The 18,474-nt window shown below is 70.2% G+C and carries 14 protein-coding genes and 1 pseudogene; 4 read left to right on the top strand and 11 right to left on the bottom strand.

Annotated features, from left to right (window positions below; translation table 11 throughout):
* Positions 1–35 precede the first annotated feature (35 nt).
* The 4 genes and pseudogenes from N8I84_RS25110 to N8I84_RS25095 all read right to left on the bottom strand — a co-directional run bounded on the left by N8I84_RS25110 (position 36) and on the right by N8I84_RS25095 (position 4,217).
* Positions 36–719: an ABC transporter ATP-binding protein gene (locus tag N8I84_RS25110; RefSeq protein ID WP_263231671.1), complete on the bottom strand. Its 684-nt coding sequence runs from the start codon at positions 717–719 to the stop codon at positions 36–38.
* Positions 720–759: 40 nt separating this feature from the next.
* A pseudogene (locus N8I84_RS25105) lies at positions 760–2,218 on the bottom strand (ABC transporter permease).
* Between the two features lie 156 nt (positions 2,219–2,374).
* Positions 2,375–3,625, bottom strand: coding sequence for a L,D-transpeptidase (locus tag N8I84_RS25100; protein WP_263231669.1), 1,251 nt, complete (start codon positions 3,623–3,625; stop codon positions 2,375–2,377).
* A 238-nt stretch (positions 3,626–3,863) separates the two neighbouring features.
* Positions 3,864–4,217, bottom strand: coding sequence for a hypothetical protein (locus N8I84_RS25095; protein WP_263231668.1), 354 nt, complete (start codon positions 4,215–4,217; stop codon positions 3,864–3,866).
* 152 nt (positions 4,218–4,369) lie between these two features.
* Between N8I84_RS25095 and N8I84_RS25090 the strand changes: the two genes are divergently transcribed.
* Entirely contained in the window at positions 4,370–4,657 is a 288-nt protein-coding gene (locus N8I84_RS25090; protein ID WP_390899051.1) for an LPXTG cell wall anchor domain-containing protein, read from the top strand.
* 80 nt (positions 4,658–4,737) lie between these two features.
* Here the strand turns inward: N8I84_RS25090 and N8I84_RS25085 are convergent, their stop codons facing one another.
* From N8I84_RS25085 to N8I84_RS25065, 5 genes are all read right to left on the bottom strand, one after another.
* Complete coding sequence (locus N8I84_RS25085; RefSeq protein WP_263231666.1) at positions 4,738–6,783, bottom strand: RICIN domain-containing protein; 2,046 nt, start codon at positions 6,781–6,783, stop codon at positions 4,738–4,740.
* 200 nt (positions 6,784–6,983) lie between these two features.
* On the bottom strand, positions 6,984–8,507 hold the full coding sequence (gene arfA, locus N8I84_RS25080; protein ID WP_263231664.1) for an arabinosylfuranosidase ArfA: 1,524 nt from the start codon (positions 8,505–8,507) through the stop codon (positions 6,984–6,986).
* A gap of 55 nt (positions 8,508–8,562) precedes the next feature.
* Positions 8,563–9,462, bottom strand: coding sequence for a carbohydrate ABC transporter permease (locus N8I84_RS25075; RefSeq protein WP_263231663.1), 900 nt, complete (start codon positions 9,460–9,462; stop codon positions 8,563–8,565).
* A complete protein-coding gene (locus N8I84_RS25070) occupies positions 9,459–10,313 on the bottom strand; it encodes a carbohydrate ABC transporter permease (protein WP_263231661.1) in 855 nt (284 codons plus the stop codon). The genes N8I84_RS25075 and N8I84_RS25070 overlap by 4 nt, the downstream gene beginning before the upstream one ends.
* Positions 10,314–10,548: 235 nt before the next feature.
* Positions 10,549–11,943: an ABC transporter substrate-binding protein gene (locus N8I84_RS25065; RefSeq protein ID WP_263231659.1), complete on the bottom strand. Its 1,395-nt coding sequence runs from the start codon at positions 11,941–11,943 to the stop codon at positions 10,549–10,551.
* A 296-nt stretch (positions 11,944–12,239) separates the two neighbouring features.
* Here N8I84_RS25065 and N8I84_RS25060 point away from each other — a divergent pair, with 296 nt between their 5' ends.
* Positions 12,240–13,277: a LacI family DNA-binding transcriptional regulator gene (locus N8I84_RS25060; RefSeq protein ID WP_263231657.1), complete on the top strand. Its 1,038-nt coding sequence runs from the start codon at positions 12,240–12,242 to the stop codon at positions 13,275–13,277.
* A 71-nt stretch (positions 13,278–13,348) separates the two neighbouring features.
* Here N8I84_RS25060 and N8I84_RS25055 read toward each other — a convergent pair whose 3' ends face one another.
* The gene (locus tag N8I84_RS25055) at positions 13,349–14,041 is read right to left on the bottom strand and encodes a response regulator transcription factor (RefSeq protein ID WP_263234879.1); all 693 of its coding nucleotides are present in this window, start codon (positions 14,039–14,041) and stop codon (positions 13,349–13,351) included.
* A gap of 119 nt (positions 14,042–14,160) precedes the next feature.
* A complete protein-coding gene (locus N8I84_RS25050) occupies positions 14,161–15,051 on the bottom strand; it encodes a sensor histidine kinase (protein ID WP_263231656.1) in 891 nt (296 codons plus the stop codon).
* 139 nt (positions 15,052–15,190) lie between these two features.
* Between N8I84_RS25050 and N8I84_RS25045 the strand changes: the two genes are divergently transcribed.
* Both N8I84_RS25045 and N8I84_RS25040 read left to right on the top strand, forming a co-directional pair.
* Entirely contained in the window at positions 15,191–15,934 is a 744-nt protein-coding gene (locus tag N8I84_RS25045; RefSeq protein ID WP_263231655.1) for an ABC transporter ATP-binding protein, read from the top strand.
* The gene (locus N8I84_RS25040; RefSeq protein WP_263231653.1) at positions 15,931–18,279 is read left to right on the top strand and encodes an ABC transporter permease; all 2,349 of its coding nucleotides are present in this window, start codon (positions 15,931–15,933) and stop codon (positions 18,277–18,279) included. The genes N8I84_RS25045 and N8I84_RS25040 overlap by 4 nt, the downstream gene beginning before the upstream one ends.
* Positions 18,280–18,474 lie beyond the last annotated feature (195 nt).

Genomic DNA, 18,474 nt, shown 5'->3' with positions numbered 1-18,474 from the left:
TGCCGAAGGGCCTATGGAACGGCCTACCGAGCGGCCTACGGGGCGGCGTTCTCCTTGACGGTGATCCTGCCCTTGCGGATGGTCGCGAGCCGGGGGGCCTTCTTCGCGATCGACGAGTCGTGCGTGACCATGATGAACGTCAGCCCGTGCTCCTTCCACATGCGTTCGAGCACGTCCATGATCTCGTCGCGCATCGACTCGTCGAGGTTTCCGGTGGGTTCGTCGGCTAGCAGCACCTTCGGCTGCTTCACCAGCGCGCGGGCGATGGCGACGCGCTGCTGCTGACCGCCCGACATCTCGCCCGGCAGATGCCCGAGCCGCTCTCCGAGTCCCACGGAGTGCAGTGCCTCGGCGGCCCGTTCGCGCCGCTCCCCGGACTTCACCCCGAGGGGGACCAACGCCGTTTCGACGTTCTCCTGCGCGGTGAGGGTGGGGATGAGGTTGAAGGACTGGAAGACGAAGCCGATGTTCTCGCTGCGCACCTTGGTGAGCCGGGCCTCGGAGAGCCTGGCCAGGTCGACGCCGTCCAGTTCGACCTGCCCGGTGGTCGGCTTGTCGAGTGCGCCGAGCATCTGCAGCAGCGTGGACTTGCCGCCGCCGGTGGGGCCCTGGATGACGAGCCGGTCGCCGTCGCCGATGGTGAGGTCGACGCCGTCCAGGGCGTTGATCGTCTCCTTGCCCCGCGTGTAGCGCTTGGTGACGCCTCTGAGTTCGTACATGGGTCAACTCCTGGGATGCGGAAGGGGTGCGGGGCGGGTGCTACTCGACGCGGCGCAGGGCGTCCGCCGGACGCAGGCGAGGCGCGCCAGCCGCCGAAGGCGCCGGCGATCAGACCGCCGGCCACGGCGAGGGCGACCGCGAGGGCGATGGTGGTGAGGCTGACCGGCGCGGTGAGCGCGACCTGAAGGGTCCGCGCGGCCTGCCGTCCCGGACCGCCGAAGCCACCGCCGCCGGGGCCGCCGCCGAAGCCGCCGCCACCGCCACCACCGCCGAGCTGGGCCTGGAGCGTGGGGCTGATCGCGGTGACGGCGTACGCGCCCGCCAGGCCGAGCGCGATGCCGATGGCGCCGCCGACCAGGCCGTTGACGACGGCCTCGCCGACCACCTGCCGGGTCACCCGACCCGACTTCCAGCCGAGCGCCTTGAGCGTGCCGAACTCACGCACCCGGCGGGAGACGGCGGAGGAGGTGAGCAGGCCGGCGACCAGGAACGCGGCCACCAGCACCACGACGGAAAGCCACTTGCCGACGTTGTCGGCGAGGCTGGAGGCGGTGGACAGCGAACCGGATACGGTGCTCGCCAGGTCGGCGGAGGTGGTGACCGTGGTTCCCGAGACGTTGGTCTGGATGGCCTTCTTCACACCGGCGATCTGCTGCGAGTCGGTCGCCTTGACGTAGATCGTGGTGACCTTGTTCTTCGCGTCGGCGAGCGTCTGGGCCTGCTGAAGCGGGATGTACAGGTTGGCCGCCGAGTCACCGCTGTCGGCCGTGGCGATGCCGATGATCTGGAACTTGACGCTCTTGATGGTGACCGTGCCGCCGACCTCGAGCTTGTTCTCCTTGGCGTAGGCCGAGTCGACGACGGCGACCTTCGCGTTCGTCTCCGACGTCTTGAAGGTACGGCCGCTGGTGATCTTGGAGGAGGTCAAGGGGCCCAGTGCGGGCTTGGTGACGTCGGTGCCGTAGACGGAGTAGTTGTTGACGTCGAAGTTGGCGCCGCCCCCTTCCACCTGGCCCTGCGGCTGCCCGCCGCCGAAGCCGCCGCGTCCGCCCTGCTCGCCGCTGTTCTGGTTCTGCCGGAACTGACCCCGCGTGAACTGTCCGCTGATCTTGATGACCCGAAGGCTCAGCCCACCGACGGCCTCCGAAACGCCCTTCTGCGTCCCCACCTTGGTGACCGTGCCGCTCGCCAGCGTCTGGAAGCCCTGCACCATGACGCGGTCGCTGCTCTGGGTCTCCTTGGAGTCGCTGCCGCGCGCGTCGAAGTTGAAGCGCGGCCGCTGCGAGCTGCCGGAGGTGGGGTCGGCCGCCTTGGTGACGGTCATGTCGGTGCCGAGTCCGTACAGCGACTGCAGCACCTTGTCCTGTGCCTTCCCCATCCCCGAGGACACGGAGTTGACCACGATCACAAGTGCGATGCCCAACGCGAGCCCGGAGGCGACGACGAGGGCCGCCTTTCTCCGGCGGCGCAGTTCGCGCCTCAGGTAGGTGAAGAACATGGCCGCAAGCTAGGGAGGCACCCTGATGAACCCATAAACCGGACATAAGAGAACGATGAGAAGCGCGCCCGCCCGGCATCCCGTGAACACGACGATGCCGCCGGCTGCCCGCGAGGGCGGCCGGCGGCATCGAGCGGGGAGGCGTCGACCCGGGCGTCAGACGGCCGAACCCGCCTTCCACTGGGCCCAGCTCATGTTCCAGCCGTTGAGGCCGTTGTCCGGGGCGACCGTCTTGTCGCCGGTGTTCTGGACGACCACCACGTCACCGATCAGCGAGTGGTTGTAGAACCACGCGGCCGGCGTGCTCGGGTCGTTCGCGCCCTTCTTGTCCTGCAGGCCGACACAGCCGTGGCTGGTGTTGACGTTGCCGAAGACGGACGGGGCACCCCAGTAGTTGCCGTGGATGAAGGTGCCCGACGTGGTCAGGCGCATGGCGTGCGGCACGTCCTTGATGTCGTACTCGCCCTTGCCGTCGGAGTCGGTGAAGCCGACCGTCGCGCCGTTCATCCGGGTCTGGGTGAACTTCTCCGAGATCACCATCTGACCCTCGTAGGTCGTGTGATCCGGCGCGCCCGCGGAGATCGGTATGGTCTTGACGACCGTGCCGTCCTGCGTCACCTTCATCTGCTTGGTCTTCGCGTCGACGTAGGAGACCTGGTTGCGGCCGATCTTGAAGGTGACCGTCTTCTGCTGCACGCCGTATATGCCGCTCGCGCCCTCGACACCGTCGAGGTTCAGCTTCATGGTGACGGTGGAGCCCTCCTTCCAGTACTGCTCGGGACGGAAGTCGAGCCGGTTGGCGCCGAACCAGTGGCCGACGACCTCCTGTCCGCTGCTGGAGGTGACGCTGATCCCCTTCTGTACGGCGGCCTTGTTGGTGATCGCCTTGTCGAAGTTGATCGAGACGGGCATGCCCACGCCGACGGTCGTGCCGTTGTCGGGTGTGAAGTTGCCTATGAAGGAGTGCGCCGGGGCGACGGTCGTGAAGGAGGCGTTCTCGTGGGCGTCGCGGCCCGCGGAGTCCTTGGCCGTCACGGCGATCTTGTACGTCGTGGCCCGCTCGAGCTGAGTGGTCGGCGCCCAGCTCGTCTTGTCGGCGGACATCTGTCCGGCGACCGCGGTGCCGGACGCGGTGGTCATGGTGACCTCGGTGAGCGTGCCCTTGGCGACCGTGACCTTGGCGGCGTTGTTGATGGAGGCGTTGTCGGAACCGTCCGCCGGCGTGATCTTGATCTGTGCCTCGGAGGACTTCTTGGCGGCCGCCTCGTCGACCGAGGCCTGCGAGTCCTTGTCGTCCCCGCCCCCACCCGCCGCCGAGCTGCCTCCGCTACACGCGGAGAGCATCAGCACCCCGCCGAGCAGTGCGGACGCGGCCATCAGGCCCTTGCGCCGCTTACTGTTCGTCATCACACGCTTCTCCATGGTTGCCGAATCCCCAAAACCCCGTTGAGTCCCCCGCAGGAACCCTCAACGCTACGACCGGTTCGTCCGGTTCCACATCCGTGGCCGGTGTGGGACACACCACGCCGGCCCGACGGGTGCCCGATGAGTCCCGGTGCCATGCGGGACACCAGGGAACGCCTTTTGAGACGACGGTGCCCCGGGCGCCGGTTGCCACCCGGGGTCACCATTTTCCCAAGACATGTCAGCCGAGTCGGACCCCCTCGTCGTCCTCGTCTCCGCCCGGCTCATCATCCTCTCCGAGCGCCCAGTCCGGCGAATCGGGGTCGTAGTCGACGATTTCGCTGCTCCAGGAGGCCTGGGCGAGTTCGACGCCCGGTACCTCGCCCAACAGGACGGCCGGCTCGACGAGATACGCGACGGCCTCGGCCGTGTCCTCCGTCACCGCGCTCTCCGTGTAGGCGCGCTCACCCTCGGGCATGTCCGGGTCGTCCGCGATCCGGCGCAGGGCGGCCTTGGCGACCGCGTCGACATCGTCGATCTCGACGACCAGTTCCACGCGAAGGCGGACATACCGTGATGTCTCAGAAGTGCTCATGGCGCGCAGCGTACGGCCCGGAGAGCTCGCGACTTTCCCACGACCCGCGCCTTTCACTAGCATCGCTCCACACGGCCAATTCGTAAGCGCCCCAGGGGGATCGGAATTTCGTGTCCGCCGCACGTCGATCGTCGTCCACCGCCCGCCGGACGTTGCTGACCGCCACCGCCGCGGGGACCCTGCTGGGTGCCCTGTGGTTCGTGCCGTCCGCGAACGCGACCCAGAACACACCGGAGAGTCCGCGGATCGCGACCTCGACGACCACCGACCGGACGACGGCGGACACGGCGGGTGTGACGGGCGCGACAGCCCACACACAACTGGCCGACACCGGCAGCGTGGACACGACGCCGTACGTCATCGGGGGGACGCTGTTCCTGGCCCTGGGAGCGGGTTTCGTGGCCTATTCGGTACGACGGGAACGCATCGAGGGCTACTGACGCCCACCGTCCCGGAAGCCGGAAACCGGCGCACCGGCGGCTGTGGGCCGCCCGTCGCGCCGGTTCCCCGCTCGGTGGGATCAGTTGACCCGTACGATCTGCCAGAGCTGGTTGTTCCCCCCGTTGTCGCTCCACTGGATGACCGACGCGCCGTTGGCCGTCGAGGCGCCGGAGACGTCGGCCAGTAGTCCGCTGCCGGCGTCGACCAACTTGTAGAAGCCACCGCCCGCGGCCGTCAGCGTCCACTTCTGGGAGGCCGCGCCGGACGACGCGCTCTGGACCAGTGAGGTACCCGTCGAGGTGGAGCCGTTCTGCACGTCGAGATAGAGGCCGCTGTGGACGTTCCTGAGCGTCCACGAGCCACCGCTCGCCGTGAAGGTCCACAGCTGGCAGTCACAGGCCGTGTTCTGCCACTGGTCGAGCGCCGTGCCCGCGGTGGTCGAGGCGCTCGGGACCTCCAGGTACTTGCCGCTGTTCTTGTTGACCAGGACGTACTGGCCGCTCGACAGTGTGGGCAGGGCTGTCTGGTCGAGCGTCCACCGCTGGCAGGCGCAGCCGGTGTTGTCCCACTGCCCCGCCGCGGTGCCGACGGTGGTGGAGGCGCTCGGGATCTCCAGGTACTTGCCGCTGTTGCGGTTGACGGCCGTGAAGCCGCCCGCCGGGCTGGGGGCGACGGCCCACTCGTGGTCGAGGGTGCCGTTGTCGTCCCACTGCAGGACCGTGGCGCCGTTGGCGGTGGAGGCGTTCTGCACGCCCAGCACCTTGCCGCCGGCCACGTTGAAGATCTTGAAGTAGCCGGAGGCCTGCTGGACGAAGCGCCACTGCTGGTCGGTGGCGTTGTCGGCGTTCTGCTGGGTCGCGCTCACGCCGTTGGTGGTGGAGCCGCCCGCGATCGTCAGCAGCAGGCGGCTGTTGGCATTGGTGGCCGTGTAGGTCGCGCCGTCCGATATGCCGCCGCCCAGGTCGATGGTGCCGTAGGTGACGGGGTTGAGCCCCGTACTCGTCAGGTGGCCACCGCTGAAGATCTCCAGGCTGTGGCCGTCTGCCAGCGGGACCATGCCGCGGCTGTAACCGCCGGGGGTGTTCGAAGCGATGCGCGTCCAGGTGCCCGCCGCGCCGTTCTGCGTGTTCAGGAAGATGTCGGTGCTGCTGTTGGCGCTGACCGCCAGGGTGCCGTTGGGGCCTCCGGTGGGCAGCCAGACGATGTACGGGGAGCTGGTGGGGACGTAGCCGTCGGTGGTCTTCAGCGCGATGCCGGTGGCGGACCCGAACGCCTCCGGGTTGGAGGAGATCTTGTAGTACACCGCGAAGCCGCCCTCGGGCGCGCCCCAGTACTCGTACGTCATCACGTAGTTGCCGTTCGGCAGCTTCGCGATCGTCGGCATGCCCGGGCGGTCGCTGTACGTGGAGGTGGCGACGTCGTTGACGACCGGCCCCCAGTTGATGCCGTCGGTGGTGACCTGGTGCACGATCTTCTGGCCGTAGTTCGGGTCGCGCTGGTCGGAGTAGTAGACGATCAGCTTGGAGCCCGAGACCATCAGGAACGGCTCCCACACGGGGGTCTGGCCGTTGGTCGGGTCCGCCTTGCCGCCGGTGGCGATGGTGCTGACGAACGACCAGGTGCTGCCGTGGTCCGTGCTCGCGTACAGGTCCAGCTCGGTCGTCGACAGGTCGCTCGGGATGGAGTTGCCCGCGGCCAGGATCGTGCCGGCCGGGAAGCCGCCGACGGCGGTCGGCAGCTCGTACAGGAACGGCTGGTAGCGCATGCCGTAGCCGTTGTGCGTGTCGCTGATGCTGGAGATCTGCGTCCAGCTGTTGCCGTTGTCGGTGCTTCGGTAGATCGGGAAGACAGGGGTGCCGGAGGAGTACTGCTCGAACGTGGCGAGCAGGGTGCCGTTGGACGAACCGCTGTACTGCAGGCGCACGGCCCGCGGATAGAGCGAGCCCGGGGAAGGAGTGCCCGACGGCGGGGTGTACAGGGTCTGCGAGGCCCGCGAGACGGCGTGGGCCTTGGCCGGTGCGGGCAGGACGAGGGCGGCGGCCGCTGCGAGCAGCGCGAGCAGCAGCGTGATGACGTGGGGACGTGGAACGGCGCGGTGTCCGGCGCCTTCCCTGTCGGTGGACATGTGCGGCTCCCTTGGGCTTGGGGCAGGGAAGGGTGTGCATGTGGTGCAGGAGACCCCGCCGCCACCGAGCACTGGGCGGTGACGGCGGGGGCCGGCGGGGTGACCGCCGGGGGTCGGCGGGGTGACAGGCAAGCGGCAGAGATGTCGTCCCCGCCGCCACCGAGGCCGGTGAGCGGTGACGGCGGGGGGTCGGTGGGACGTCAGCCGGCGGTGGGGCGCAGCCGGACGACGTTCCAGGAGACGGGCGGCAGGCTCACGGTGAGGCGGCCGTCGGTGACCGCGCCGGTGTCCGCGCCGCGCGGCCGGATCCTCTCGGGGTCGTGCACGGTGTTGGTCGCGCGCAGGTCCGGGTCGGCGAGGACGGAGTGCTCCACCGGCGCGTAGCCGGGGAAGGCCCGCAGGTCGAGGGCGAGTTCCACGTCCTCGGTCTGGTGCCGGTTGACCGCGAAGACGGTGAGTTCGTCGGCACCCTCCGCCTCGGACACATGAGTGGCGACGGCGTCCAGGACGGGAACCTCGCCGAACCGTGCCGTCTCGTACACGGGGGCGACCGGCTCCACCCGCAGGACTGCCCCCCGCGCGTGGCGGGCCGCCTGGGCGAACGGGTGGAACGTCGTCTGCCGCCAGCTGGGGCCGCCGGGCTCGCTGCGGATGGGTGCGATGACGTTGACGAGCTGGGCGAGGCAGGCGGCCGTGACGCGGTCGCTGTGCCGGAGCAGGCTGATCAGCAGGCCGCCGACCACGACGGCGTCGGCGACGTTGTACTCGTCCTCGATGACCCTCGGCGCCACCGGCCAGTCGGTGGGCTTCTCCTGGTTCTCGAAGCGGGACAGGTACCAGACGTTCCACTCGTCGAAGGAGAGATTGATCCGCTTCTTGCGGCGCAGCTTGGCCCGGATGTGGTCGGCGGTGGCGACCACCGACTCCACGAAGCCGTCCATGTCGACGGCGGAGGCGAGGAAGCTGCCGAGGTCGCCGTCGAGTTCCTCGTAGTAGGCGTGGCAGGAGATGTAGTCGACCTGGTCGTACGCCTCCTCCAGCACGGTCGCCTCCCAGGCGCCGAACGTCGGCATCGAGGAGCTGGAGCTGCCGCACGCGACCAGTTCGAGGTCCGGGTCGATCATGCGCATGGCGCGACCCGTCTCGGCGGCCAGGCGGCCGTACTCGGCGGCGGTCTTGTGGCCGGTCTGCCAGGGGCCGTCCATCTCGTTGCCCAGGCACCACATGCGGATGCCGAAGGGGTCCTGGGCGCCGTTCTTGATCCGCTGGTCGGACCAGGTGGTGCCGCCGGGGTGGTTGGCGTACTCCAGCAGGTCGAGGGCCTCCTGGACGCCCCGGGTGCCGAGGTTGAGGGCCATCATGGGCTCGACGCCGGCCTTGCGGGCCCAGGTCGCGAATTCGTGCAGCCCGAAGGCGTTGGTTTCGGTGCTGTGCCAGGCGAGGTCCAGACGGGTGGGCCGGTCGGCGACCGGGCCGACGCTGTCCTCCCAGCGGAAGCCGGAGACGAAGTTGCCGCCGGGATAGCGGACGGTGGTCACGCCCAGCTCGCGCACCAGCTCAAGGACGTCACGGCGCAGACCGTCCTCGTCGGCCTGCGGATGGCCGGGTTCGTAGATGCCGGTGTAGACGCAGCGGCCCATGTGCTCCACGAACGAGCCGAAGGTCCGGGGATTGACGTCGGCGACGCGGAAGGCGGGGTCGACGGTCAGGGAAGCGTGCAGCATGGAAGGTGGCTCCGGGGGGTGCGCGGGGTGGCCGGGAGAGGAGGTCGGGCAGGGATCACTTGAGGCTTCCGACGGTCAGACCGCCGCGCCAGTACCGCTGCAGCAGCAGGAAGGCGATGACCAGCGGCAGGATCGCCACCAGCGAACCGACGACGACCAGGCTGAACAGCGCGTTGGCGCCGCTCTGCACCATCGCCCCCTGGTACCAGGACGTAAGGCCCACGGTGAGCGGGAACAGCTTGTCGTTGTTGAGCATCACCAGCGGCAGGAAGAAGTTGTTCCAGGTGCCGACCATGGAGAACAGCAGCACCGTGACCAGGGCGGGCCTCAGCGTCGGCAGGGCCACCGACAGCAGGACGCGCATCTCCCCGGCGCCGTCGACGCGGGCGGCTTCCAGCAGCTCGTCGGGCAGCGACTCCTGCACGTACACCCGCACCAGGTAGACGCCGAACGGGTTGAGCAGCGAGGGCAGGATGACCGCCCACATCGTGTTGGTCAGCGCCACCTTGCTCAGCAGCAGATAGGTGGGGATGGCCAGCGCGGTCGCGGGCACCATGATGGCGCCGAGGAGGCTGGAGAAGAGCAGGTTTCGGCCGGGGAAGCGGTACTTGGCGAAGGCGTACCCGGCAAGGGTCGCAACGGCGGTGGCACCGACCCCGCTGACGCCCGCGTAGACCGCGGTGTTGCCGAGCCAGCGCAGGTACTCGCCGTCGTCGTACGTGAACAGCTGCTGGAGGTTGGTGAAGAAGGAACCGGGCGAGCGGAACCACAGGGCGGCGGTGGTGAACAGCGCGTCGTTGTTCTTGGTGGAGGCCACCAGCAGCCACCAGAACGGCAGCAGGAAGTAGAGGATCATCGCCACCATCACCACGTTGACGGTGACGCGCCCCTTGGCGGCGGTGGGGCGCCGGCGGGGGGCCGGGACGGCGACGGCAGTGGTAGCGGCGGTCGTCACTTCAGTCCGCTCCTTCGGCGCGTGAGGAAGAGGAAGATGTAGGAACCGATGAAGACCACCGCTCCGAGGGCGAAGGAGATGGCGGCGGAGTAGTTGAACTCCGAGTACTGGAACGCCAGGTTGTAGGCGTACAGGTTCGGCGTGTAGTCCGGGCTGATCACCGAGGACGCCGTCGGCTCCAGGACCCGCGGCTCGGTGAAGAACTGGAGCGTCCCGATGATGGTGAACATCAAGGTGAGCACCAGCGCCGAAGAGACCATCGGGATCTTGATGCGCAGGGCCGTCTGGATCTGGCCGGCCCCGTCCAGCTTGGCCGCCTCGTAGACCTCGCGGGGCAGACCTTGCAGGGCCGCGTAGAGGACGATCATGTTGTAGCCGGTCCACTGCCAGGTCACGATGTTGCCGAGCGACGTCAGCATCAGGTTGTGCGAGAGCAGGTTGACCGATCCGAGCCCCAGGGCGTTGCTGATGGAGTTCACCGGGCCGAACGTCGGGCTGTACAGGAAACCCCACATCAGGGCGCCGATCACCGCGGGCACGGCGTACGGCATGAACAGCGTCATCCGGAAGACCTTGGCGAGCCTGCTGGTGACCTCGTCGATGATCAGCGCGCCGACCAGGGCGAGGGCGAGCATGACCGGGATCTGCACCAGGCCGAAGAGCACCACGCGGCGCACGCCGGACAGGAACTGCGGGTCGGTGAAGGCCTGCTTGTAGTTGGCGAACCAGCTGAAGTGGTCGCCTCCCACCAGCGTCGAGGTCCTCAGGCTCAGCCAGAAGGCATAGCAGAGCGGGGCGATGAGGAAGGCGAGGAACAGCAACGTGAACGGGGTGACCAGCAGCAGGCCCATGCCGCGGTGCCGGGTCCGGGCCTTCAGCCGCCCAGGCCGCGGGCGGCACCGCGGCGGCCGGGACATCACGGCCCTTGGCGGCCGCCGCTGCCGAGGGCGCGGCCGCGGCGGCCGCCGGTGACCCCTGTCGGAGCAGGCTCATCAGATCTCCTTGAGCGTTGGGGCAGGGCCCCCGCCGACGGTGAGGAGGCACGGCGGTCGGCGGGGGTGGCGGGCGGGGCGAGACCCCGGAGGGTTACTGGCTGACCTTGAATCCCTGCTTGGACGCGTAGCCCGCCACCTGCTGCTGGATGTTGTCCGCCACGGACGACCAAGGGGTCTGGCCCTGGAGGGCCTTGCCCACCTCACTGGTCTGCGTGTTGTAGGCGTAGTCCTGGAACGGGCTCCAGTCGAAGGTGCCGATGTTGTTCGCCGCGGGTCCGAAGATCTTGTTGACCTGCTGGCCGCCGAAGAATTCGTACTTCTTGTCCTGGAAGTACGAGCCGTTCAGGATCGGGGTGGCGAGCGGGAACAGGTACGCCTGGTCGATGCCGATCTTCCAGGCGGCCTCGGAGGTGCCGAACAGCTCCCGGGCGACCTCGGTGGCCTGCTTGGGGTTCTTGGTCTGGCTGGTGACCGCGAAGGTCGAACCGCCCCAGTCGCCCTGGGCGTTGCCACCCGCCGTCCACTGCGGCAGCGGGGCGGCGCGCCACAGGCCTCCCGTCTTCTTGGCCACGCTCTGCAGGTAGCCGGGGCCCCAGCCGGCGGCAAGGTAGGTGGCGTACTTGCCGCTGCTGAGCCCGTTGTAGAAGTCGGTGGTGGCGTACGACGCGGTGTCGACCAGCTTGTTCTTCACCAGGTCGCCCCAGTAGTCGTACACCTTCTTGGCGCCGTCGTCGTTCGTCTTGACGCCGATGTTCGGCAGCTTGCTCGCCGAGTAGGTGTACGGGCGGGAGCCGGCCTGCCACATCAGGCCCTGCAGCCAGCCCGCCGCGGACTCGTCGCTGCCGAAGTCGGTCATGTACGCCTTCGGGTCGGCGGCGTGCAGCTTGGCCGCCTCCTGCTTGTACTCGTCCCAGGTGGTGGGGACCTTCAGCTTGTACTTCTTGAAGATGTCCTCGCGGTACAGCATCGCCATCGGGCCGCCGTCCACGGGGATGGCGTAGACGTGGTCGCCGTCGGAGACCTGGTTCCAGGCCCAGGGAACGTAGTTCTTCTTGTCGTCGTTCGCGCCGTACTTGCCGATGTCCAGCAGACCCTTGGTGAGCTGGATCGTCGGCAGCTCCTGGAACTCCAGCATGACGACGTCCGGGGCGCCCTGACCGGCCTTCAGCGCCGTCTTCAGCTTGGTGTACTCGTCCTGACCGACGCCCGCCTGCACCCAGTCGACCTGGACGTCCTTGTGGGTCTTGTTGAACTGGTCCACGACCTGCTTGAAGTCCGGGTACCAGGCCCACACCTTGATGTGCACCGGGCCGCCGCCCGCCGCGCCGGAGCCGCTGCCGCCGCCCGAGCCGCCGGAACCGCAGGCCGCGACGAGCACGCCGGCGAGGGCGGCGGACGCCGCCACGAACGCCCCGCGGAGAAGGCGGGGCTGCCGGCGGGCCACGCGACGGGAGCCGCCTATCGGATGCTGTCTGCTGGTAGACATGCGCATTCTCCTGAGTGAGGTGCCTGGGAGCGGAGGCTGAGGCCGGGAGAGGAGGGTGCTGGGGGTGCGGAAGAGGAGGGACGATTCGGTTCGGTTCGTTCGATATCCCGAACGTCATTCGGCTGGCAGATCAGCGATGGGTGTTCGGGATGCTGTGCTGGGTTCGGTTCAGACCATCTCTGCTACGCTTCTGCAGCGCTGCAGAAGTGTTAACCCACAACTTGCCGCGCTGCAAGAGGTAACGCAGTGGAAACTTCAACCGGCTCGAACCCGGCTGCACCGGACGAAGGTGAGATATGGGAAGAGGCGTGACCCTGCGCGACGTCGCGGCCCGCGCGGGCGTCTCCAGCCGCACCGTGTCCAACGTGGTGAACGGCTACGCACCGGTCTCCGAGGCCACCCGCGCCCGCGTGCAGCAGGCCGTGGACGAACTCGGCTACCGGCCGAACGTGCTGGCCCGCAACCTCGCCGCCGGGCGCTCGGGCCAGATCGCGGTGGTCGTGCCGTACCTGGACACGCCGTACTTCGCCGAACTGCTGCAGGGCATCATCCGCGCGGCCCGGGTACAGGGTTACAACGTCCTGATCGACCAGACCGACGGCGACGCCGAACACGAGAAGATGTTCCTCAGCCGCGGCTCCCAGCAACTGCTGTTCGACGGGGTCATCTTCAGCCCGCTCGGCCTCGCCCAGTCCGACCTGGCCGCCCGCGATCCGGCCCTTCCGCTGGTGGTGCTCGGCGAGCGGGTCAGCGACGGCGGCTTCGACCACATCGGCATCGACGACGTCACCGCCTCCCGCGAAGCCACCGAGCACCTGCTCGGCCTCGGCCGGCGGCGTGTCGCGGCGATCGGCGACCAGCCCTACCGCACCGGTGAGGCGGCCCAGCTGCGCACCCGCGGCTTCCGGCTGGCACACGAGCGCGCCGGGATCCCGGTACGGGAGGAGCTGATCATCTCCACCCCGCGCTTCAACCGCTCCGACGGCGCCACGGCGATGGCACACCTGCTGGACCTCGAGGAGCCGCCGGACGCGGTGTTCTGCTACAGCGACCTGGTGGCGCTGGGCGCGATGCACACACTGGCCGCACGCGGGCTGCGCGTCCCGGAGGACGTGGCGATCGTCGGCTACGACGACATCGAGGACGGCCGCTACTCCAACCCGTCGGTCACCACGGTCTCCCCGGACAAGAGGATGATCGCGGAGACGGCGGTGGAGCGGCTGCTGAAGCGGATCGGCAACTCGACGCCCGTACCGGGGCTGGAGATCCGGGCGCCGCACCGGCTGGTGGTGCGGGAGAGCACGGTGGGCCGGCGGGCGGCGGAGGCCGAGTAGGCGAGCGGCCTCTGCCGGGCGCCGCCGCGGCAGGACGATGGTGGGCCGACGGGCAGCGCAAGCGCGTGGTGTCAGTCGGCGGTGGCGCGGCCCGGGGCGACCAGTCCCGTCTCGTAGGCGAGGACGACGGCCTGGGCGCGGTCACGGAGCGCGAGTTTGGCGAAGATCCGGGCGACGTGGGTCTTCACGGTGGCCTCGCTGAGGGTGAGGGTTTCGGCGAGTTCGGTGTTCGAAAGGCCCCGGCCCATCAGGGTCAGCACCTCCAGTTCACGGGGGGTCAGCGGAGCCAGGTCGGGGTGGACCGCGGCCGTGCGGGCGGCGGCCGCCGCGGTGGCGGGGCGGTGAGCCGGGCCGGCCTCCTGGGCGGTCGCGTAGCGCTCGACCAGCCGACGGGTGATGGAGGGGGCGAGCAGCGCGTCGCCGGTGTTCACCAGTCGCACGGCTGCGGCGAGGTGGGCGGCGGTGACGTCCTTGAGCAGGAAGCCGCTCGCCCCGGCGGCGAGCGCCGCGTAGACGTAGCGGTCGAGGTCGAAGGTGGTGAGCATGATGACCCGGCAGTGCGGGAGCAGCCGCAGGATGCGCTTGGCGGCTTCCAGGCCGTCCAGGTCGGGCATCCGGATGTCCATCAGGACCACCTCCGGACGCAGCCGTTCGGCTTCCGCGACGGCCTGCACGCCGTCCGCCGCCTCGCCGACGACCTCGATGCCGCGTGAGGTGAGGATGAGGCGGAAGCCGGTTCGGATGAGCTCCTCGTCGTCGGCGATGAGGACACGCGGGGCGCCGGAATCCCGGCCCGGGTTCGAGTCCGAGTCCGAATCCGAGTCCTGCGGGTTCGGAACCCGGCTCGGGGCGTGGTGGGCGCGGCGGTCGGCGGCGGACTCGGTCACGGGCGTTCCAGGGGGATGCGGGCGCGGACACGGTACCCACCGCCGATGCGGCGCCGGGCGTCGAAGTGGCCTCCGTAGACGGCGACGCGCTCCCGCAGGCCGATCAGGCCCCGCCCCGCTCCGTCGCCCTCGCGCTTGCGGGTGCCCGGTCCGGCACCGGTGCCCGCCTGATCGGCGGAGAGCACGCTCGGTCCGCTGTTGAGCACCTCGACCCGCAGACTGTGGTCGGCATAACGCACCGTCACCGCCGCCCTGCCGCCGTCGCCGTACTTGAGGGCGTTGGTCAGCGCCTCCTGGACGATCCGGTAGGCGGTGACGTCGATGCCGGGCGGCAGCGGGCGCGGTTCACCGGAGATGCGCACCTCGACCGGCAGGCCGGCGAAGGCGATCCGGTCGACGAGGGTGCCCAGGTGGCTCAGACTCGGTTGTGGTGCGAGCCCGGAGAGGTCTCCTTCGCCGTACCGCCCGGCCCGGTCGTCGTCAGCGTCGTCGCCGTCGGGCGACGGCGCCAGCAGTCCCAGCAGGTGGCGCAGTTCGGTCATCGCGTCGCGCCCGGCGCCCTCCACCGCCCGTAGTGCGGTCTCCGCCTCGCCCGGCAGGCTGGCCAGCACCTCGCGGGCGGCGCTCGCCTGCACGACCATCAGGCTGACCTTGTGGCTGACGATGTCGTGCAGCTCGCGGGCGATGCGGGCGCGCTCGGCCGCCACCGCCGTGCGGGCGGCGGCCTCCCGTTCGCGCTCCAGCAGCCGGCGCCGGTCCTCCAGGACCTTGGCGTGACGGCGGCGGGCGCGCACCAGCAGCACGGCGCTGCCCCCGGCCACCGCCAGGCTCACCGCCGCGAGGGCGATGAGCAGCCGACCCGTCCCCGATGTCCACACGTCGTCCATCGTCGTCCATCGTGTCAGGCAGGCGGCGAGCGGGCGTCCGTCTGCGGGCCCACCCCCGTACATCGCCAGGATGACCACCGCCGCCGGTTACCTCCGGGGGCTGACGCCCGCGCGTTCCACGCCGCCTACCGTCCCTGCCATGACCACCGAAGACATCAGCGGCGCAGCCCCCGGGGCCGATTCGGCCGGCGTGCGTGACCGGGCAGTCGTCCGGGTGGGCGGCCTGCGCAAGGAGTACGGCGACACGGTCGCCCTGGACGGGGTGTCTCTGGAGATCGGCGCCGGGGAGGCGGTGGCGGTGATGGGTCCGTCCGGCTGCGGCAAGTCCACCCTGCTCAACATGATCGCCGGGCTGGACCGGCCGAGCGCCGGCTCCGTGCACGTACACGGCGAGGACCTGGGCGGGATGAGCGAGACCGCTCTGGCGCTCTTCCGGCGCCGCCGGGTCGGCATGATCTTCCAGTTCTTCAACCTCATCGACGACCTGCCCGCGATCGACAACGTCGCCTTGGCCGCCCAGCTCACCGGAACGCCGGCCCGACAGGCCCGGCGCCGGGCGCTGGAGCTGCTGAACGAACTCGGCATCGCCGACCGCCAGAACGTCTACCCCGCCGCGCTCAGCGGCGGCGAGCGACAGCGGGTGGCGGTGGCCCGTGCGCTGATGAACCGCCCCGCGCTGCTGCTGGCGGACGAGCCGACCGGCGCCCTGGACAGCCACGCGGGCGAGCAGGTGATGGACCTTCTCATCGACCTCAACGAACTGGGCCAGACCCTGCTGCTGGTGACCCACGACCAGCGGCTGGCCACGCGCTGCGCCGGCCGCCTGGTGACGATGGCGGACGGTCGGATCACCGGCGAGCGGACCCTGGAGCGGTCGGCATGAGCGCGGTGTGGCGGGCCTCGCGTGCGGCCGTGCGCCGCCGCCGGCTGCAGACCGCCGTGATCGGGGTGGTGGTCCTCGTCTCCAGCACGGCCCTCGTGGTCGCCCTCGGCCTGCTGGACGTCGCGTCCGGGCCGTTCGACCGGCTCTTCGCCCAGGCGCACGGCGCGCACGTGGTGGCGACCTTCGACGCGGCGAAGGTCTCCCGTGCCGAGCTGGCACGGACCGCGCACCGTCCGGGCGTGCGCGCCGCGGCCGGGCCGTTCCCGGAGGCCGTGGTCGAGGTGCCGCCGAGTGCGACGTCCCAGATTCCCGGGGTGGCGCCCGGCGGCCCGCTGACCTTGGTGGGGCGGGCGGCCCCCGGTGGCCCGGTCGACCGGCTGGACCTCTTCGCCGGGCACTGGGCCACCGGCTCCGGCCAGCTCGTCCTGGCGTTGCCGGACGCACCCGGGCTGGCCAAGGGGCCGCACTCTCCGGTCGGCAAGCGGATCCGGCTGCCCGGCCTGGCACCGCTCACCGTGGTCGGCCTCGCCGCCGGCGTGAGCGGGACCGCGCAGGCATGGGTGGCCCCGCAACAGATCGAGGCCCTGCACCCCGCGACGTACCAGATGCTGTACCGGTTCGAACGGGCCGCCACGGCCGACCAGATCACCGCGGGCACCGCGGCGGTGACCGCCGGCCTGCCGTCCGGCTCGCTGGTCGCCCACCAGTCGTATCTGACGCTGAAGGCACAGGTGGCGGCCTCGCCCAACGCCTTCGTGCCCTTCCTCATGGCCTTCGGGATCCTCGGCCTGCTCGTGGCCGTGCTGATCGTGGGCAATGTGGTGAGCGGTGCCGTGGTGTCCGGCTTCCGGCACATCGGGGTGCTCAAGTCCCTGGGATTCACGCCGGGACAGGTCGTCGCGGTCTACCTGGTGATGGTCTGCGTCCCCGCGACGGCGGGCGCGCTGGCCGGCACGGCTCTGGGCGCCGTGGTGGCACAGCCGCTGCTGCACCAGGTCTTCCAGGGTGCGGACCTCGGCACGGTGATGGTCACTCCGGCGATCGCCTCCTGGGTGTACGCGACCACGGCGCTCGGCATGCCCGCGGTGGTGCTGCTGGCGGCGCTGATCCCGGCGCTTCGCGCGCACCGGCTCCCCGCGGCACGTGCGATCAGCGCGGGCAGCGCACCCAGTGGCGCACGGGGGTCGACGATCCAGCGATGGCTGGCCGGGGTGCGGCTGCCGCGCTCGGTGACGCTGGGCCTCGGCCTGCCCTTCGCCCGGCCCGGACGGGCGCTGCTCACCGTCTGCGCGGTACTGCTCGGGGTGGCGACGGTGACCTTCGCCACCGGTCTGTCGGCCACCATGGTCTCCTACGGCGACGCCGTCGAGGGTGTCGGAAAGGTGCAGGTGCTCGTCCAGCGCGGGGAAGCCAGGTTCGGGCAGACGGACCCGCGGCACGGCGACGCCGCGACCCAGACGCTGTTGCGCTCTCTGCCGCACGCGGCCGATGTGTCCGCCGTGGGCTTCGCCGACGTGCGGATGCTCGGACAGAGCCAGGACGTGTCGATCGAGGGGGCGCGCGGGGGGCGCTCCGTACTCCAGGACGACCTGGCCAGGGGCCGGTGGATGCGGGCGCGCGGAGAGGTGGTGGCCTCCGGCAGGTTCCTGTCCAAGTACGGTCTGCGTCTCGGCGACTCGTTCACGCTGGCCGCGGCGGACGGCCGACAGGAGCGTGCGACCCTGGTCGGGGAGGTCATGTCCGGGCCTGCGGACTGGATGCGCGCGGACTGGACGACGGTGACCGCCCTGATGCCGGATGCGCAGGCCGACCAGTACTGGGTGCGGCTCACCCCCGGAGCCGATGTGGGCGCCTATGTGAAGGCCGTTCGGGCCGCCGATCCCGGCCTGTACCCGAGCGAGAAGACGTCGGTGAACGCCGGGACGGTGACCGTGATCAGTTCCGCGTCCGCGCTGACCCTGATGCTGTCGGTGGTCGCCGCGATGGGGGTGTTCAACACGGTCGTGCTGAGCAGCCGGGAGCGGCGGCGCGACCTGGGGACGCTGAAGTCGATCGGCATGGCACCACGGCAGGTCACGGCGATGCTGGTGGTGTCCATGGCCGGGCTCGGCCTGCTCGGCGGGCTCCTGGGTCTGCCGCTGGGAGTCGCGGCCTACCGTCTGGTGATCCCGATGACCGAGCACAGCGCCCATCTCGCCTTCCCGGCACGGATGCTGAACGTGTGGCACCCGGGCTCGATGGCCCTGCTCGCCCTGGCCGGGGTGGCGATCGCCGCACTGGGCGCGGTGATACCGGCGCGGGCGGCGGCCCGGCAGACCATCGCCCGGGTCCTGCGCACCGAGTGACGGCGCACCGGAGTGACGGCACACCGGCGTGACAGCGCGCCGAATGACGGCGCACCGGAGTGACGGCGCACGGCGTGACAGCACACCGGCGTGACAGCGCGCCGAATGACGGCGCACCGGAGTGACGGCGCACGGCGTGACAGCACACCGGCGTGACAGCGCGCCGAATGACGGCGCACCGGAGTGACGGCGCAC

This window comes from Streptomyces cynarae (genome assembly GCF_025642135.1).
GTDB classification, from domain to species: Bacteria; Actinomycetota; Actinomycetes; order Streptomycetales; family Streptomycetaceae; genus Streptomyces; species Streptomyces cynarae.
The sequence above is the reverse complement of the archived record's forward strand: the minus strand, read 5'-3'. Positions and strand labels throughout refer to the sequence as shown.

Bases quoted from the DNA above. Each gene is read 5' to 3' on its own strand.
- N8I84_RS25110 (WP_263231671.1), bottom strand. From the start codon at position 719: ATGTACGAACTCAGAGGCGTCACCAAGCGCTACACGCGGGGCAAGGAG.
- N8I84_RS25100 (WP_263231669.1), bottom strand. From the start codon at position 3,625: ATGACGAACAGTAAGCGGCGCAAGGGCCTGATGGCCGCGTCCGCACTG.
- N8I84_RS25095 (WP_263231668.1), bottom strand. From the start codon at position 4,217: ATGAGCACTTCTGAGACATCACGGTATGTCCGCCTTCGCGTGGAACTG.
- N8I84_RS25085 (WP_263231666.1), bottom strand. From the start codon at position 6,783: ATGTCCACCGACAGGGAAGGCGCCGGACACCGCGCCGTTCCACGTCCC.
- arfA (WP_263231664.1), bottom strand. From the start codon at position 8,507: ATGCTGCACGCTTCCCTGACCGTCGACCCCGCCTTCCGCGTCGCCGAC.
- N8I84_RS25070 (WP_263231661.1), bottom strand. From the start codon at position 10,313: ATGGGCCTGCTGCTGGTCACCCCGTTCACGTTGCTGTTCCTCGCCTTC.
- N8I84_RS25065 (WP_263231659.1), bottom strand. From the start codon at position 11,943: ATGTCTACCAGCAGACAGCATCCGATAGGCGGCTCCCGTCGCGTGGCC.
- N8I84_RS25060 (WP_263231657.1), top strand. From the start codon at position 12,240: ATGGGAAGAGGCGTGACCCTGCGCGACGTCGCGGCCCGCGCGGGCGTC.
- N8I84_RS25050 (WP_263231656.1), bottom strand. From the start codon at position 15,051: ATGGACGACGTGTGGACATCGGGGACGGGTCGGCTGCTCATCGCCCTC.
- N8I84_RS25045 (WP_263231655.1), top strand. From the start codon at position 15,191: ATGACCACCGAAGACATCAGCGGCGCAGCCCCCGGGGCCGATTCGGCC.
- N8I84_RS25040 (WP_263231653.1), top strand. From the start codon at position 15,931: ATGAGCGCGGTGTGGCGGGCCTCGCGTGCGGCCGTGCGCCGCCGCCGG.